The organism is Thalassiella azotivora (assembly GCF_054781695.1).
On sequence record NZ_BAAGTX010000005.1, the window covers coordinates 93,853 to 111,024 of the forward strand.

Here is a 17,172-nt window from a genome sequence, read left to right on the forward strand (position 1 = left end):
GCCGGTGGCAGGATCGGGGCCGTGCCCTCGTCGACGCTGGAGCTGCTGCGGCTGCTCGCCGAGGACGCCGGCGCCGAGGAGCTCGAGCGCCAGGCCGACCGCGTCGCGCAGGTCGACGCGGAGGCCGGAGAGGCGGCGCGGGCACTGGCGCTGCGGGTCCGCGGCGTCCTGGACGCCCGTCGCCGGCGCGAGGCGGAGCTGAGCGCGCTGGTGGACACCGCCCGCGAGCTCGCGTCGGTCCGCGACACCCACGGCGTCCTGGACGCGATCGTGCGCCGGGCCCGGGCGCTGCTCGGGACCGACGTGGCCTACCTGACCCTGTACGACCCGGACGTCGGCGACACGTTCATGCGGGCCACCGACGGGTCGGTGTCCGCGCGCTTCCAGGCGGTGCGCCTGCCGCTCGGCTCCGGCCTCGGCGGTCTCGTCGCCCAGACGCGCCGGCCCTACTGGACATCGGACTACCTCGCCGACTCCCGCTTCCAGCACACCCGGGACATCGACGGCGCCGTCGGCGACGAGGCGCTGGTGGCGATCTGCGGCGTCCCGCTGCTGGTGGACGGCGAGTTCGTCGGCGTGCTGTTCGCGGCGAACCGGACCCGGCGCCCGTTCAGCCACGAGGAGGTCTCGCTGCTGGGGTCGCTGGCGGCGCTGGCGGCGGTGTCGCTGGTGCAGGCGCGGGCCGCGACGGCCACCCGGGAAGCGCTCGACGCGCTGTCCGCGGCCCACGAGACGGTCCGTCGCCAGGCGGTCTCGGCGGAGCGCGCGGCGACGGCCCACGACCGGTTCGCGCACGTCGTCCTCGGCGGCGGCGGGGTGCACGACATCGCGCACGCGCTGGCCGACCTGCTCGGGGGGTGGGTCGTCGTCCTGGACGAGGAGGGGACCCGCACCGCAGCGCACGGCGCCGACGGCGTCGACGTCCCGGCGCCGGCGCCGGCCGGGTCGCCCGACCCGCTGGCGACGGCGCCCGCGGTGCGGGCCTCCGACATCTCCGGGCGCCTCACCCAGGTGGACGGCGTGTGGGCCGTGGCGGTCGCGGCGGCCGGCGACCGGATGGGCACGCTCGTGCTCGGTGGTCGCGCGGACCTCGACGGCGGCGACCAGCGGACGGTCGAGCGGGCGGCGGTGGTGACGGCGCTGCTGCTGCTGTTCCGGCGCCAGGCCGCCGAGACCGAGCAGCGGGTGCGCACCGACCTGCTGGCCGACCTGCTCGCCGGGGGCCCGCGCACGGCCGCCGACGCCGAGGGGCTCGTGGCCCGGGCCCGCCTGCTCGGCGCGGACCTGGCCGCCGAGCACGTCGTCGCCGTGTGCCGCCCGGCGTCGGGCCGCTCCCGGCGCAGCCTCGCCCTGGCCGCGGGCTCGCTGCTCGCCGCCGGCCCGTTGCTGCGGGACCAGCACAAGGACCAGCACCGGGACCAGATCAGGGACCAGCACGGCAGGGAGCCCGTCGGGCGCACGGAGTCCGCGGGCCTCGTCGGCGAGCACGCGGGCGATGTCGTCGTCCTGGTCCCCGGCCGTGACGCCGCGGCGGTCGCCGACCGGCTGGCCCGTGGGCTGGGCCGCACCGGCGCCCCCGTCACCGTCGGCGCGTCCGGGCCCGTGCGACCCGCGGACGGGCTCGTCCCGGCGTGGGAGGAGGCCGCCCGTACCACGGACGCGCTGCTGGCGCTCGGGACGGAGGGGACGGGTGCCACCGCCGACGCCCTGGGCTTCGCCGGTCTCGTCGTCGGTGGCACACCGGACGTCGGCAGGTACGTGCGCACCGTGCTGGGGCCGGTCCTGGACTACGACAGCCGGCGCGGCAGCGACCTCGTCGGGACTCTCGACGCCTACTTCGCCGCCGGCGCCTCCCCGAGCCGCGCCGCGGGGTCGCTGCACGTCCACGTCAACACCGTGACGCAGCGGCTGGACCGGGTGGCGACGCTGCTCGGTGGGGACTGGGCGCAGCCGGCCCGGGCGCTGGAGGTCCAGCTCGCGCTGCGCCTGCACCGGCTGAGCCGTCCCCCGACCGGCCGCCCGGACTGACCGCCTGGACTGACCGGCCGGACCGACCAGCCGGGTGGTCGAGCACGGGTGCCGTCAGTGCGCCTCCGCCGCCTCCACGACCGCCTGCGCCACGGCGTCCACCCCGGCCGGGGCCAGCAGGACCGAGTAGTGGTTGGTCCCGTCCACGCGCCGGACCGTCACCGTTCCCGGCAGCCCGGCCGCCGCGAGCCGGGACTCGTCGTACAGCCCCTGCGGCTCGTCGAGCAGTCCCCGCGGCGCCCACAGCAGGGACGTCGGCACGCCGCTGGAGCGCACCGCCGCGAGGGTCCGCGCGTCGGTCAGCACGTCGCGGCCGTCGGCGCGGACGGCGTCCAGCCGGCAGGAGGACCGCAGGCCACCGGTGTCGGCGGGGACGAGGTCGTGGTCGAGGTAGCGCTCCAGGTGGGGGCCGGCAGCGGTGTCCAGGAGCGGCCCGAGCGCGGGGTGCTCCCGCCAGTACGCCAGGTGCGCGTCGCGGTCGGCGAAGGTCATCGACAGGCGGCGCATCGCCGGGCCGATGACCGCCTCGAGGACCGCGTCGAGGTCGGTGCCCTCCGGCGCGGGGAAGCCCACTCCCCCGTCGACGAGGACGAGCAGGCGCACCCGGCCGGGGTGCCGGGCGGCGGTGAGGGCCGCGACGAACGCGCCCATCGAGTGCCCGACGAGCACGGCGTCGTCGGCGCCGAGGGCGTCCAGGACGGCGACCACGTCGTCGGCGTGGGCGGCCAGGCCGACCGGCCCCGGGACGTCCGCGCTCGCCGCCCGACCCCGCAGGTCGGGGGCGACCAGCCGGACCCGGCCGGCCAGCCGCTCGGCGACCGCCGTCCACGACAGGGCGTTGGCGGTGATGCCGTGCAGGGCCACGACGAGCGGACGGTCCGCCGGCGCCCCGTCGTCGTCCCGCGCGCGGCTCGCCGGTGGGCCGGCGGCGAGCTCGTGCACGGCGAGCCGCCCGCCGGCCACGGGGACGCGGTGCGCAGGGGGCTCAGGCACGGCCGGGCTCCTCCGGCCGGGGCGCCCGGCGCCGGGCCAGCAGACCGGCCAACCCGCCGGGCGCGAAGAAGACCACGATCACGAACAGGGCGCCGAGCACGAACAGCGGCTCGGACGCCGGGACGCGGAGCACCCCGGGCAGCGACTCGATCGCGTCCGAGCCGGCGAGCTGCAGCAACCGGTTGTCGAGGTAGGTGTACAGCACCCCGCCGCCGACGGCGCCCCAGCGGCTGCCCGCCCCGCCGAGGACGACCATGACGAGCAGCGCGAGGGTGAGCTCCGTCGTCGTGACGTGCGGCGTCGCACCGCCCACCACCAGCAGGTGCACGACACCGCCCATCGTCCCGAGGAAGCAGCCGACCACGAACGCCTGCAGCCTGGCGGCGTACGTGGAGACGCCGAGGACGCCGAGCCGCTCCTCGTTCTCGCGCACCGCGGCCCACGCGTGGCCGGCGCGCGAGCGCACGAGCCAGCGGACGACGGCGACGCACAGCACGAGGTACGCCAGCGCCAGCCAGTACCGGTAGGGGGCGTTGACCACCCCGGTCAGCAGGTCGGGCACCCGGTCCCGGACCAGCGGCAGGCCCTCCTCGCCACCGGTCAGGCCGCCCGGGTTGCGCAGCACGAGGATCGACCCGGCCTGGGCGAACGCCAGGGTCACCATCGCGAACGCGATGCCGCTGACGCGCAGGGCGACGGCTCCCACCAGGAGGGGCAGGACGATCCCGACGAGGACGGCCAGCCCGACGGCCGCGCCGAGGCCGAGGCGCAGCTCGCCGAGCGCCAGCGCCGTCGTGTACGAGCCGGCGGCGACGAACAGGGCGTGCCCGAAGCTCAGCATCCCGGTGCGGCCGAACAGCACGTCGTAGGACAGGGCGACGCCCCCGAAGACGAGGCACAGCGCGAGCAGCTGCATCGACCCGGGGCTGTTGACCAGTCCCCCGAGCAGCCCGGGCACGGGGACGGAGAGGTACGGCAGGGCGACGAGCAGGGCGAGCACGCCCAGCGGGACGGCGGCGCGCAGCAGCGACCGGGCGGCCGGGCCGCGGCGGCCGGTGCCGGCGCCCCGGTCCGGGGGCGGCCCGTCGGCGTCGCGCGCCGCCGCCGTGGCGGCCCGCCCGGCGGCGGGTGCGGTGGTGCGGCCGGTGACCGCGTCGGCGAGGTCGGGCAGTCGTCCGTTCACGCGGTCCTCCCGGACAGGCCCGCGGGGCGGGCCAGCAGCACCAGCGCCAGCAGCAGGACGACGGACAGGTCCCCCACCCCCGACGCGGCGTAGTAGTTGGCGAGCTGCTGCACCAGCCCGACGACGACGGCGGCGACGGCGGAGCCGGTGACCGACCCGAGGCCGCCGATGACGACGACGATGAAGGCGAAGATGAGCAGCGAGGTGCCCTGCCCGGGCGAGACGCTGCCCAGGTACACCGACCCGAGGGCGCCGGCGAGCGCGGCGACGGCCCCGCCGAGGGCGAACACGAGGGTGAAGGTGCGGCGGACGTCGACGCCGAGGGCCTCGACCATGCTGCGGTTCTCGACGCCGGCCCGGATGACCAGGCCGACGCGCGTCCACCGCAGCAGCGCGAGCAGACCGCCGAGGACGAGCAGCGCGCTCGCGACGAGGAGGAAGCGGTCAGCGGGGATGCTGGCGCCGGCCACGTCGACGGTCCCGCGCGTCCACGCCGGCCGCGGGAAGGGTCGCGGGTCGGAACCCCAGACGCCCTGCAGCAGCGCCACCGCGGCCAGGGAGAGCCCGACGGTCACGAGCACCTGCTCGATGTGGCGCCGGTACAGCGGCCGGATGAGGACGAGCTCGACGGCGGTGGCCAGCAGGGCGCCGCCGGCGACGCCGAAGGCGACCGCGAGCCAGAACCCCGGGCCGGAGTCACCCGCGCCGGGCAGGTTGCGGCTGGCCCACCAGGTGCCGTACGCCCCGGCGGACAGGAAGGCGCCGTGCGCGAAGTTGAGCACGCCCATCAGGCCGTAGATCAGGCTCAGGCCCGAGGCGACGAGGAAGTACAGCGCCCCCAGGCCGAGGCCGGTGGCGAGCAGCAGCAGCAGGGTGCTCACGGGGTCGCCTCCTCGGTGGCGCGCGCGGGGTGCCGGCTGGCTGCGACGCCGAGCAGCTCGCGGGTGCGCTCGGCGTCGGACAGCAGGTCGGCGGCCTGTCCGCGGTGCACGACCCGGCCGGCGTCCAGGACGACGACGTCGCGCACGAGGTGCCGGACGACGGTCAGGTTCTGCTCCACGAGCAGGACGGTGGTGGTCTCGGCGACGCGGGCGAGCACCTGGGCGACCTCGGTGACCAGCCGGGGCGCGAGCCCCTTCGTGGGCTCGTCGACGAGCAGCAGCCGCGGCCGGCCGAGCAGGACCCGGGCGAGCGCGACCATCTGCTGCTGGCCGCCCGACAGCGTGCCGGCCTTCTGCCGGCGGCGTTCGGCGAGCTCGCCGAACAGGCCGTGGACCAGGGCGTAGTCGGGTTCGACGCCGGTGGCGCGGGCCATCGGCTCGGCGAGCCGCAGGTTCTCCTCGACGGTCAGCCCGGCGAACACCTCGCGGTCCTCCGGCACGTAGCCGACGCCCTGGCGGACGATCCACGGGGTGCTGCGGCCGGTCACGTCGACCCCGTCGAGCTCGACCGCCCCGCTGCGCGCCACGAGCCCGAGGACCGCCTTGAGCGTGGTCGTCTTGCCGACGCCGTTGCGGCCGAGGAGCCCCGTGACGCCGCCCCGCGCGACGTCGAGGTCGACGCCCTGCAGGACGTGCGAGCGGCCCAGGTGGACGTGCAGTCCCCGGACCGACAGGACGGCGTCCGACGCCGCGGGGGCGGGACGTCCGCTCACAGCTCCTCCCCGAGGTAGGCCTGCTGGACGGTCGGGTCGGCGGTGACCTCGGCCGGCGTGCCGACGGACAGCAGCGCCCCGTGGTGCAGGACGGCCACGCGGTCGGCGAGGCCGAGGACGACGTCCATGTGGTGCTCGACCATGCAGACGCTGACGCCGTCGGCGCGCAGGCCGGCGACGAGGTCGGTCAGGGCCGGGACGTCCTCGACCGACACGCCGGCCATCGGCTCGTCGAGCAGCAGCACCCGCGGGCGGCGGGCGAGCGCGACGGCGACCTCGAGCTTGCGGCGGTCACCGTGGGACAGCTCACCGGCGCCGGCGTCCCCGCGCCCGGTCATCCCGACCCGGGCGAGCAGCTCGTCCGCCTCGGCCAGCGCCCCGGCCGACAGCGCGGGGCGCAGCGGGCTGAGCGGCGAGCGGCCACGGGACTGCACACCGAGCCGGACGTTCTCGCGGGCGGTCAGCCCGTCGAACAGGCTGGAGGTCTGGAAGGTGCGACCCAGGCCGCGCCGGGCCCGGTCGGCCGCGCTGCGGCGGGTGACGTCGCGCCCGTCGAGCAGGACGCGGCCCGTGGTGGGCCGCCGCACCCCGGACATCATGTGCAGCAGGGTGGACTTGCCGGCGCCGTTGGGGCCGATCACGGCGAGGATCTCGCCGGTCCGCACCTCCAGGGTCACGTCGTCGAGGATCCGGGCGCCACCGACCGTCCAGCCCACCCCCTGCGCGGCCAGCACGCAGGGGGTGGTGGACGGCTGCGACGGCGACCGGCCCGTGGTGGGGGCCGTCACGACGTGGCGGCCGGCGGGGCGACGTCCTGCGCCGGGAGGGTGTCGACGAGCTCGGGCACCCAGCCGTCGCCCTCGGCGACGAGGCGGGCGGTGAACATCGGCTGGAGGACGGCGTGGTCCTCGGCGCGGATCGTGACGGTGCCCTTCGGGCCCTCGAACTCCCAGCCCTCGAGCGCGTCGACCATCGCGTCCACGTCGTCGCCGCCCTCGCGCAGCGCGTGCACGACCATCTGCGCGGCGACGAAGCCGTCGTTGGTGAACAGGTCCACCTCGTGGCCGGAGGCCTGCAGGCCCTCGGCGAGCGCCTGGTAGGCGTCGGTGTCGGCGGCGCCCTCGAAGAAGTGCGAGAGGAACTGGATGCGGTCCGCCGCGGGCCCGAAGACCTCGTGGGTCGGCTTGATGTCCAGCCCCGTGACCACGGTGCTCGCGTCGAACGCGCCCTGCTGCTCGAGGGACTGCCACATCTGGGTGGCGTTGGCGCCGGCCCAGGCGACGAACAGCAGGTCCGGTGCGGCGTCGGCGGCCTGCCGCGCGAACGGGGTGAGGTCGGTGGCGGCGGCGGGCACGAGCAACGGGGTGACGGTGGCGCCCTGCGCCCCGAGGACGGCCTCGACGGCCGCCGCGTTGGCCTGCCCGAAGGCGCTGTCCTGGGCGAAGACGGTGACGGTCTTGCCCGCCGGGTCGCCGATGAACGACGCCGCGGCCATCACGTCCTGGTAGGTCTGCCGCCCGGAGCGGAAGGTGTGGTCGTTCACGCCGGTGAGGGCGTCCACGGCGGCCGGGCCGCTGATGAACAGCACGTCGTTCTCCTCGGCGAGCGGAGCCACCTGCAGCGCGACCCCGGACGCCGTGGAGCCGGCGATCACCTGGTAGCCCTGGCCGATGAGGTCGGTGGCCCCGGCGACCGCCTTGGCCGGGTCGCCCGCGTCGTCGACCTCGGTGACCTCGACGGGGCGGCCGTCCACCTCGCCGGTCCCGTCGGTCGCGTAGTCCAGGCCCGCGTCGAACCCGGCCCGGTACTGCTCCCCGTAGCTGGCCAGGGCACCGGTCTGGGAGTGGACCAGCCCGACCTGGAACGGCGAGTCGTCGCCGCCGTCGCCCTCCGCGGCCGTCGACCCCGGGGAGCCGGGTGCGCCGCAGGCGGCGAGGGCGGTCAGGGCGAGTGCCGCGACGGCCGCGTGCAGCGGGCGGCGGCGGGCCGCGGCGGCCGGCGTGACGGCGGTCGGGGTCGCGGCTGGGGCGCGGTGACGGCGCATGGGTCCTCCTGGGTGGGCGATGCCCGAACGCTACGCAGGCACCAGGGGACGACCCATGTGGGTTCACCACACAGTGGCACGCCGGTGCGTGGTGCCGCGCACACCCGACCGGGGTCAGGACCCCTCGGCCGACCTCTCGCGCGTGGGCACCGTGCCGGCGCCCAGGTCGACGGTCACGTCGGAGTCGAGGCGCGACACGTGCTCCGCGACGGCGCGCGAGACGTCCTGCGCGGTCAGGCCGATGTCGGCCAGCACCTGCGCGCGGCTGGCGTGGTCGATGAACGCGCACGGGACGCCGAACTCGCGCACGGGCACGGGCACCCCCTCGTCCCGCAGCGTCTGGCTCACGCGGGAGCCGACGCCACCGACGCGCAGGCCGTCCTCGACGACGACGACGAGCCGGTGGTCGGCCGCCATCGTCACGAGCGCCGGGTCCACCGGCAGCACCCACCGCGGGTCGACGACCGTGGTCCCGATGCCCTGGTCGGCGAGCCGGTCGGCGACCTGGAGGCACGTCGTGGCCAGCGTCCCGACCGACACCAGCAGCACGTCGGCCCGCTCCTGCCCACCGGGCCGGTGCAGCACGTCCACCCCGCCGACGCGCTCCAGCGCCGGGACGGGGTCGGGCACGGCGTCCTTGGCGAAGCGCAGGACGGTGGGGGCGTCGTCCACGGCCACCGCCTCGCGCAGCTCCTCGGCCAGGGTCTCGGCGTCGCGCGGCGCGGCCACCCGGATCCCGGGGACGGCCTGCAGGAGCGACAGGTCCCACATCCCGTGGTGGCTGGCGCCGTCCGGGCCGGTGATCCCGGCGCGGTCGAGCACGAACGTCACGCCGGCCCGGTGCAGCGCGACGTCCATCAGCAGCTGGTCGAACGCGCGGTTGAGGAACGTGGCGTAGACGGCGACGACGGGGTGCAGGCCGGCGTAGGCCATCCCGGCGGCGCTGGTGACGGCGTGCTGCTCGGCGATGCCGACGTCGAAGACGCGCTCGGGGAACTCCTCGGCGAACCGGTGCAGCCCCACGGGAATGAGCATCGCCGCGGTGATGCCGACGACGTCGCTGCGCTCGCGGCCGAGGTCGACCATCTCGTCGGCGAAGATCGACGTCCAGCTGCGGCCGGAGGCCGCGACGGGCGAGCCGGTCTCCGGGTCGATCACCCCGACGGCGTGGAACTGGTCGGCCTCGTCGGCCATCGCCGGTGCGTACCCGTTTCCCTTGCGGGTGATGGTGTGGACGATCACCGGGCCGCCGAAGGCCTTGGCCCGCTGCAGCGCGTGCTCGACCGCCTCGACGTCGTGCCCGTCGACCGGCCCGACGTACTTCAGGCCCAGGTCCTCGAACATGCCCTGGGGGGCCACGATGTCCTTCAGGCCCTTCTTGACGCCGTGCAGGGTGTCGTAGGCCAGCCGGCCGGGGGCACCGCCGCGGCGCAGCGCCTGCTTGCCCCACTCGAGGAAGCGCTCGTACCCGCGCGTCGTGCGCAGCGTGGACAGGTGGTGGGCCAGGCCGCCGATCGTCGGCGCGTAGGAGCGCTCGTTGTCGTTGACGACCACCACGAGCTTGCGGTCCTGACCGGCGGCGATGTTGTTCAGCGCCTCCCAGGCCATCCCGCCGGTGAGGGCGCCGTCGCCGATGACGGCGACCGTGTACCGGTCGGACTCGCCCTTGAGCTGGTGCGCCTTGGCGATCCCGTCGGCCCACGAGAGGGACGTCGAGGCGTGCGAGTTCTCCACGACGTCGTGCTCGGACTCGGCACGGCTCGGGTAACCGGACAGCCCGCCGCGGGTGCGCAGCCCGGACAGGTCCTGCCGCCCCGTGAGCAGCTTGTGCACGTACGACTGGTGGCCGGTGTCGAAGACGATGACGTCCTTCGGGGACTCGAACACCCGGTGCAGGGCGATCGTCAGCTCGACCACCCCGAGGTTGGGGCCGAGGTGACCGCCCGTGCGGGCGACGGACTGCACGAGGTGGTGGCGGATCTGCGTCGCCAGCTCGTCCAGCTGGGCACGGGTGAGCCCACGCAGGTCCCGGGGGCTGCGGACGGAGGCGAGCACGTTCGTCACCCGGCCGAGTGTAGGTGCGCGGTCAGGGCGTGGCGCGGTCGGACACCGGGCCGCCTGTGCGGATCGTGTGCAGACCTACCCGCGGGTAGCCCGGCTCACAGCCGGGGCACGTGCCGGGCCCCGGCCAGGGCCGCGGCGAGGCGGTCGGCGGCGAGGCGCTGGCGCAGCAGCCGCACGCGCTCGACGTCCAGGGCCTCGAGGGCCTCGTCCACCACCGTCCCGGGGACCATCTCGGTGAGGCTGTCGCGCAGCCCGGCGACGGCGCGGGCGTGACCGTCCAGCGCGGCGCGCACGTGCCGGGTGGCGACGTAGGCGAGCACCAGCGGCTGGCGCCGCAGGACGTCGTGGGCGCGGTAGTCCGCCGGGCACAGGTCGAGCAGGTAGGCGACGGCGCGGTGCTGCCACCCCGGCGCGCCGGGCGGTGGCACCTCGTCCGGCCACCCGGGCGGCAGCTGCTGGGGGCTCACCCCTCCATGGTGGGTCCCCGCACCGACGACGTCCCCGCGAGGGGGGCGGTGCCACCGCGCCGCACGGGCGTGCACGCACGGGCCCCCGCACCCGGTGGGTGCGGGGGCCCGGACGGCGCGGCGGGTCAGCTCGCGATCAGCGAGCGCAGCACGTACTGCAGGATGCCGCCGTTGCGGTAGTAGTCCGCCTCGCCGGGGGTGTCGATCCGGACGACGGCGTCGATCTCCACGGTCTCGCCGGACTCCTTCGTCGCGGTGACCTTGACGGTGCGGGGGGTCTGGCCGTCGTTCAGCGCGGTGACCCCGCTGACGTCGTAGGTCTCGGTGCCGTCGAGACCGAGGGACTCGGCGTTCTCGCCCTGCGGGAACTGCAGCGGCAGGACGCCCATCCCGATGAGGTTGGAGCGGTGGATCCGCTCGTAGCTCTCGGCGATGACGGCGCGGACGCCGAGCAGCGCGGTGCCCTTGGCGGCCCAGTCGCGGCTGGAGCCCGAGCCGTACTCCTTACCGGCCAGGACGACGAGCGGGACGCCCGCCTCGGCGTAGGACTGCGCGGCGTCGTAGATGGTGGTCTGCTCCCCGCCCTTGGTGAAGTCGCGGGTGAAGCCACCCTGGACGTCGTCCAGCAGTTGGTTGCGCAGGCGGATGTTCGCGAAGGTGCCGCGGATCATCACCTCGTGGTTGCCGCGCCGGGAGCCGTAGGAGTTGAAGTCCTTGCGCTCGACCCCGTGCTCGGACAGGTACACCCCGGCGGGGCTGTCGGCCTTGATGGCGCCGGCGGGGCTGATGTGGTCGGTGGTGACGGAGTCCCCGAGCTTGGCCAGGACGCGAGCGCCCTGCACGTCCGTGACGGGCGAGGGCTCGCGCTCCATCCCGTCGAAGTACGGGGGCTTGCGCACGTAGGTGGACTCGTCGTCCCACTCGAAGGTGTCGCCCTCGGGGGTGGGCAGCGAGCGCCACCGCTCGTCGCCGGCGAACACGTCGCTGTAGTCGGACGCGAACATCTCGGTGGTGATGGACCGCTCCACGACGTGCGCCACCTCGGCCGCGTCGGGCCAGATGTCCTGCAGGTATACGTCGCTGCCGTCCTCGGCGGTGCCGATCGGCTCGTTCTGCGGGTCCCAGTCCATCGTGCCGGCGAGGGCGTACGCGATCACCAGCGGCGGCGACGCGAGGTAGTTCATCTTGATGTCGGGGTTGATCCGGCCCTCGAAGTTGCGGTTGCCGGAGAGCACGGACACCACGGCGAGGTCGGCGTCGTTGACCACCTGCGACACCTCCTCCGGCAGCGGGCCGGAGTTGCCGATGCAGGTGGTGCAGCCGTAGCCGACGAGGTGGAAGCCGAGCTTCTCCATGTACGGCAGCAGGCCGGCGCGCTCGTAGTAGTCCATGACGACCTTCGAGCCCGGCGCCAGGGACGTCTTGACCCACGGCTTGACCGTCAGGCCCCTCTCGACGGCGTTCTTCGCCAGCATCGCCGCGGCGACCATCACCGACGGGTTCGAGGTGTTGGTGCAGGACGTGATGGAGGCGATCGCCACGTGCCCGTGGTCCAGCTCGGTCTCGGTGCCGTCCGCGAGCGTGACCGGGGACCGCTTGCTGACGCGCTGCGGGGCGTCCCCGGGGGTGTCGACCGGCGACGGCTTGGGCAGCGTGCCGCCGTCGCTCGCCGCCGCGCTGACGGCGGGCGGGTCCGAGGCGGGGAAGGACTCGGCCGACCCCTCGTCCGCGGGGCTGATCTCGCCGTCGTGGTGGTCGACGTAGTCGCGCAGCGCCGTCCGGAAGGAGGACTTGGCGTCGGTGAGGGAGATCCGGTCCTGCGGACGCTTCGGGCCGGCGATGCTCGGGACGACGGTGGACAGGTCCAGCTCGAGGTACTCGGAGAACTCCGGCTCGGTCGACGGGTCGTGCCAGAGCCCCTGCTCCTTGCAGTACGCCTCGACGAGGGCGACCTGCTCCTCGCTGCGACCGGTCAGGCGCAGGTACTCCAGGGTGACGTCGTCGATCGGGAAGATGGCCGCGGTGGAGCCGAACTCGGGGCTCATGTTGCCGATCGTCGCGCGGTTGGCCAGCGGGACGGCGCCCACGCCCTCGCCGTAGAACTCGACGAACTTGCCCACGACACCGTGCTCGCGCAGCATCTCGGTGATGGTCAGGACGACGTCCGTGGCCGTGGCGCCCGCCGGGATCTCACCGGAGAGCTTGAAGCCGACGACGCGTGGGATGAGCATCGAGACGGGCTGGCCCAGCATGGCGGCCTCGGCCTCGATGCCGCCGACGCCCCAGCCGAGCACGCCGAGGCCGTTGACCATCGTGGTGTGCGAGTCGGTGCCGACGAGCGTGTCGGGGTAGGCGACGCCGTCGCGGTCGAACACGACGCGGGCGAGGTGCTCGATGTTGACCTGGTGGACGATGCCGGTGCCGGGGGGGACGACCTTGAAGTCCTCGAACGCGGTCTGGCCCCAGCGCAGGAACTGGTAACGCTCGCCGTTGCGCTGGTACTCCAGCTCGACGTTCTTCTCGAACGCGTCGGGCCGGGCGAAGACGTCGGTGATGACGGAGTGGTCGATGACCAGCTCGGCGGGCGCGAGCGGGTTGATCCGGGCGGGGTCCCCGCCGAGGTCGGCGACGGCCTCGCGCATGGTGGCCAGGTCGACGATGCACGGCACGCCCGTGAAGTCCTGCATGATCACGCGGGCGGGGGTGAACTGGATCTCGGTGTCCGGCTCCGCCTGCGGGTCCCAGCCGGCGAGGGCGCGGACGTGGTCGGCGGTGATGTTGGCGCCGTCCTCGGTGCGCAGCAGGTTCTCCAGCAGCACCTTGAGGCTGAAGGGCAGCCGGGCCGCGCCGTCCACGGCCGACAGCCTGAAGATCTCGTAGGACCGGTCCCCGACGCTCAGGGTGCCCTTCGCGCCGAAGCTGTCCTGGGTGGTGGCGTTCACGGGTGGATCTCCTTCGATCGCGGGCGGTCGGGCCGCTGGGGCCGTCCTGTCTCATCCTGGCAGCCGGGTGGGCGCTCGTCGCCCGGGGCGCCGGAAAGTATCTCGACGTCAAGATATCTAACCACAGGCCGGTGCCGCTGTCACCGCCCGCCCCGACCTGCCGGCGTCAGCCGCCGTCCGGCTCGAGCACCGCCACGCACTCGACGTGGTGCGTCATCGGGAAGACGTACAGGATCCTGAGCGTAGAAGCGATCCTTTGCGGGTGCGTGCGCTCAAAGGGGCCAAACCCGGCTCTGACCTGCGGGGATCCAGTTCGTGGCCCTGCGGACGACGGGAGCGCGCTGCAGCCCTTTGCGCATCAAAGCGTGCCCAATCCGAGCCCTCTCGGACCACGGGTCCGACGCCCGCAAAGATCACAGGCACTCCCCGGCCCGCGACGAGCTCGACGACGGGCACGCGACTTGAGGCTCCCGGCAGTTTCTGGGCGAACGCCAAAGGGCAGTTGAAACGGACTTCCTGAATCTGTCGGCGGTTCCTCGTACGGTTGCGAACAGGTCCAGCGCCCACTCCGTAGCCGCGGGGCATTAGGTACATCTAGGAAGGCGAAACATGGACAACGACTCCCCGCGAGGTTCCGTCGGCACTCGCGGCACGTCCGATGGCTTCACGGAAGAGGCGGGGGCGGGGCCGACTGCCTTGAGCCAGCAGAGCGCCGCCCGCGACGCTCTACAGCTAGGACGCGAGGCACAGGCCCCTCCCGGAGGGAACGTACAGGCCCTCGTCGGAAAGGTCGCCGGCACGGAGGACTCGACGCCGCTGAAGTTCCACGTCGCGATCACCGAGGACGCCTACCTCCAGCTCGATGACGTCGTGACCTGCTCGCGCGAGGTCCCCGGCGTCGGCAAGGTCGTCACCTCCGGCGTCGTCACCGACGTCGTCTCTCGCCACGAGGGCGCCACGTTCGGCTCGGACGTGTTCCTCATCGCCGACGGCGTCATGCCCGGGCAGGTCCAGGAGGTTGCCGAGGTCACCGCCACCCGCGTCGACCCGGAGTGCTACGTCCCGCCGCGCCCCGGCGCGGACGCGTACCGTGCCACCGGGGTCGAGCGTGACCAGGCGCTGTACTTCGACCAGATGGAAGCCAAGGTGCCCGTCGGACTGGGTCGCGACGGTGTCCCGGTCTACTGCAACCTGGAATTTCTTGACGGCACCCGTGGCGCTCACGTCTCCATCTCCGGCATCTCCGGCGTCGCGACCAAGACCAGCTTCGCGCTGTTCCTCCTTCACTCCGTCTTCACCTCCGGCGCCCTCGGCGCACGATCGGTGAACGCGAAGGCTCTGATCTTCTCTGTCAAGGGTGAGGACCTCCTGTTCCTCGACCAGGCGAACAACAAGCTGACCGACGTCCACGCCGCCAAGTACGCCAAGCTCGGACTGGCTCCCGTCCCGTTTTCCTCCGCCGGGTTCTACTCCCCGCCGATGCCCGATGACCAGACCGGCCGTCCGAATGTGAAGGGCCGCACGTCAGGCGTCAACGCGTTCTGGTGGACCCTCGCGGAGTTCTGCGACCGGGAGCTGCTCCGCTACGTCTTCGCCGACAGCGAGGATGAGCGCAGCCAGTACACGATGGTCATCCACCAAGTCGCCGCGCGGCTCAAGTCCGACGCCGTGCCGGCAGGGAACGACGGCGCCATCTCCATCGACGGCGTTCAGATCCGCACGTGGCCCGACCTGATCGAGTTCATCACCGAGCGCGTCACCGACGAGGACTACCGGGCCCGGTGGGCGGGTCCCGTGACCGGCATCGGGACCGTGAACGCGTTCGTACGCCGGTTGCGGTCCTCCCAGCGGCACCTGACCCCGATCATCCGCGGCGACCTGCCCAACAGCCCCGCCCGGCAGATCTCGACGGCCAATCAGCAGGTCACCGTCGTCGACCTCCACGCCCTGCACGACCGGGCGCAGCGGTTCGTCGTCGGTGTCGTGCTCGCCACCGAGACCGAGCGCAAGGAAGCCGCTGGCTCCGGCGGTCTGCTGTTCACCATGCTGGACGAGCTGAACAAGTACGCGCCACGTGACGGGTCCTCCCCGATCAAGGAGGTCCTCCTCGACATCGCCGAACGCGGCCGGTCACTCGGCATCATCCTCATCGGCGCGCAGCAGACCGCATCCGAGGTCGAGCGGCGCATCGTGTCGAACTCCTCAATCAAGATCGTCGGGCGCTTGGACCCCGCGGAGGCCGGCCGGCCCGAGTACGGGTTCCTGCCTGCCTCCCAGCGCGGCCGCGCGACGCTCGCCAAGCCGGGCACGATGTTCATCTCCCAGCCGGAGATCCCCGTCCCGCTCGCCGTGGAGTTCCCCTTCCCCGCCTGGGCCACACGTCTCTCGGAGGTCACCGACTCGACGTTCACCACGGCTGCGGCTGACGGTGCCGCGGCCGGCTCGGGCGGGGCTGCCTCGCATCCCGCGGCCGCGGATCCCTTCGCGCTGCTTCCCGACCTCGACGGCGACGACGGTGCCATCGCCGACGACCAGCCGCCGTTCTAACCCCACCGGCCCAGCGCCCGCCGCCCGACCTTCCGACCGACCCAGGAGTCGACGATGAAGTTCCTCCACACCTCCGACTGGCACGTCGGCAAGACGCTCAAGGGACGTCCGCGTCTGGACGAGCACAAGGCGGTCCTCGCCGAGATCGTTGGCCAAGCCCGAGCCAACGACGTCGACGCCGTCGTCATCTCGGGCGACATCTACGACGCCTCCGTTCCGACCGCTGAAGCGCAGCGGCTGGTCATCGCGACGCTGCTCGCGCTGGCCAAGGACGACATCGAGGTCATCGCGATCGCCGGCAACCACGACTCCGGGTCGACTTTCGAGGCGTTCCGTCCCCTTATGGGCGTCGCCGGCATCAATTTGTACGGGCAGGCCCGCGCGAAGGACAAGGGCGGGGTCTACTCCTTCACGGCCCGCTCCACCGGCGAGCCGGTCAACCTCGCCGTCATCCCGTTCCTCTCCCAGCGGTACGCCGTCCGCGCCGCCCAGCTGATCGCACCGGGCGACAACGTCCCGGCCCGCAACGTCGGGTCCTACGACCAGTGGGTCCGCAACATCGTCGACCACCTCCACGGCGGCTACGACCCCGACGGGGTGAACCTGATGACCGCCCACCTGACGTGCACCGGCGGGGCGTTCGGCGGCGGCGAGCGGATGGCGCAGTCGATCTTCGAGTACCACGTGCCGGCAGCGATCTTCCCGATCGACACCCACTACGTCGCCCTCGGTCACCTGCACCGCCGCCAGGAGCTTCCGGCCGGCTGCCCGGTCCACTACTCCGGCTCCCCGCTGGCCGTCGACTTCGGCGAGGAGGAGAACACCCCCACCGTTCTGCTCGTCGAGGCCTCCCCCGGCACTCCGGCGAAGGTCACCGACCTGCCGCTGAAGTCCGCGCGCCGGCTCCGCACCGTGGAGGGGACCGTCGAGCAGCTGCGCGCCGCCGCCGAGGAGTACGGGGAGGACTGGCTGCGTGTGCGGGTCAAGCAGTCCACGTACGCCGGCCTGCGCGACGACATCATCGAAGCTCTCCCGAATGCGCTCGAGATCCACATCCACTCCGACTTCACCAACACCGGGTCAGGGAAGGTCTCCAGCGTCCAGGTCGCCGCGAAGAGCCCGGCGGAGCTGTTCGCGGAGTACTGCGCGCACGTCGGCTCCGACGACGAGAGGGTCCGCGCCATGTTCGACACCATCAACGACGAGCTCACCACCGGCCGCTGACGCGCCCGCCCGAGAACAACCACAGG

General features: G+C 73.7%; 12 protein-coding genes. 3 read left to right on the forward strand and 9 right to left on the reverse strand.

The annotated features are described in order from the left end of the window. Positions 1–21: 21 nt before the first annotated feature. Positions 22–2,028, forward strand: coding sequence for a helix-turn-helix domain-containing protein (locus tag ACYVQV_RS05030; protein WP_461022166.1), 2,007 nt, complete (start codon positions 22–24; stop codon positions 2,026–2,028). Between the two features lie 54 nt (positions 2,029–2,082). Here ACYVQV_RS05030 and ACYVQV_RS05035 read toward each other — a convergent pair whose 3' ends face one another. The 9 genes from ACYVQV_RS05035 to ACYVQV_RS05075 all read right to left on the reverse strand — a co-directional run bounded on the left by ACYVQV_RS05035 (position 2,083) and on the right by ACYVQV_RS05075 (position 13,375). Continuing rightward, positions 2,083–3,021 (reverse strand): alpha/beta hydrolase, encoded by a 939-nt coding sequence (locus tag ACYVQV_RS05035; protein WP_461022167.1) that lies wholly within the window; start codon positions 3,019–3,021, stop codon positions 2,083–2,085. Beyond that, positions 3,014–4,204 carry a branched-chain amino acid ABC transporter permease gene (locus ACYVQV_RS05040; RefSeq protein ID WP_461022168.1) on the reverse strand — a complete coding sequence of 397 codons (1,191 nt, stop codon included), beginning with the start codon at positions 4,202–4,204 and terminating at the stop codon, positions 3,014–3,016. The genes ACYVQV_RS05035 and ACYVQV_RS05040 overlap by 8 nt, the downstream gene beginning before the upstream one ends. After that, positions 4,201–5,085, reverse strand: a complete 885-nt coding sequence (locus ACYVQV_RS05045; RefSeq protein ID WP_461022169.1) for a branched-chain amino acid ABC transporter permease — start codon at positions 5,083–5,085, stop codon at positions 4,201–4,203. Before ACYVQV_RS05045 ends, ACYVQV_RS05040 begins: the two co-directional genes overlap by 4 nt. After that, the gene (locus ACYVQV_RS05050; protein WP_461022170.1) at positions 5,082–5,858 is read right to left on the reverse strand and encodes an ABC transporter ATP-binding protein; all 777 of its coding nucleotides are present in this window, start codon (positions 5,856–5,858) and stop codon (positions 5,082–5,084) included. The genes ACYVQV_RS05045 and ACYVQV_RS05050 overlap by 4 nt, the downstream gene beginning before the upstream one ends. Beyond that, entirely contained in the window at positions 5,855–6,592 is a 738-nt protein-coding gene (locus ACYVQV_RS05055; RefSeq protein ID WP_461022171.1) for an ABC transporter ATP-binding protein, read from the reverse strand. Before ACYVQV_RS05055 ends, ACYVQV_RS05050 begins: the two co-directional genes overlap by 4 nt. A 50-nt stretch (positions 6,593–6,642) precedes the next feature. Continuing rightward, positions 6,643–7,902: a substrate-binding domain-containing protein gene (locus tag ACYVQV_RS05060; RefSeq protein WP_461022172.1), complete on the reverse strand. Its 1,260-nt coding sequence runs from the start codon at positions 7,900–7,902 to the stop codon at positions 6,643–6,645. A gap of 114 nt (positions 7,903–8,016) precedes the next feature. Continuing rightward, complete coding sequence (gene dxs / locus ACYVQV_RS05065; protein WP_461022173.1) at positions 8,017–9,966, reverse strand: 1-deoxy-D-xylulose-5-phosphate synthase; 1,950 nt, start codon at positions 9,964–9,966, stop codon at positions 8,017–8,019. A 95-nt stretch (positions 9,967–10,061) separates the two neighbouring features. After that, on the reverse strand, positions 10,062–10,433 hold the full coding sequence (locus ACYVQV_RS05070; RefSeq protein WP_461022174.1) for a hypothetical protein: 372 nt from the start codon (positions 10,431–10,433) through the stop codon (positions 10,062–10,064). A gap of 125 nt (positions 10,434–10,558) precedes the next feature. Continuing rightward, the gene (locus ACYVQV_RS05075) at positions 10,559–13,375 is read right to left on the reverse strand and encodes an aconitate hydratase (protein WP_461022175.1); all 2,817 of its coding nucleotides are present in this window, start codon (positions 13,373–13,375) and stop codon (positions 10,559–10,561) included. A 609-nt stretch (positions 13,376–13,984) separates the two neighbouring features. Here ACYVQV_RS05075 and ACYVQV_RS05080 point away from each other — a divergent pair. Both ACYVQV_RS05080 and ACYVQV_RS05085 read left to right on the forward strand, forming a co-directional pair. After that, positions 13,985–15,922, forward strand: coding sequence for an ATP-binding protein (locus tag ACYVQV_RS05080; RefSeq protein WP_461022176.1), 1,938 nt, complete (start codon positions 13,985–13,987; stop codon positions 15,920–15,922). A gap of 54 nt (positions 15,923–15,976) precedes the next feature. Further along, positions 15,977–17,146, forward strand: a complete 1,170-nt coding sequence (locus tag ACYVQV_RS05085; RefSeq protein ID WP_461022177.1) for an exonuclease SbcCD subunit D — start codon at positions 15,977–15,979, stop codon at positions 17,144–17,146. Positions 17,147–17,172 lie beyond the last annotated feature (26 nt).

Coding starts and splice junctions, on each gene's coding strand:
- ACYVQV_RS05060 (WP_461022172.1), bottom strand. CDS start 7,902: ATGCGCCGTCACCGCGCCCCAGCCGCGACCCCGACCGCCGTCACGCCG.
- ACYVQV_RS05085 (WP_461022177.1), top strand. CDS start 15,977: ATGAAGTTCCTCCACACCTCCGACTGGCACGTCGGCAAGACGCTCAAG.
- ACYVQV_RS05080 (WP_461022176.1), top strand. CDS start 13,985: ATGGACAACGACTCCCCGCGAGGTTCCGTCGGCACTCGCGGCACGTCC.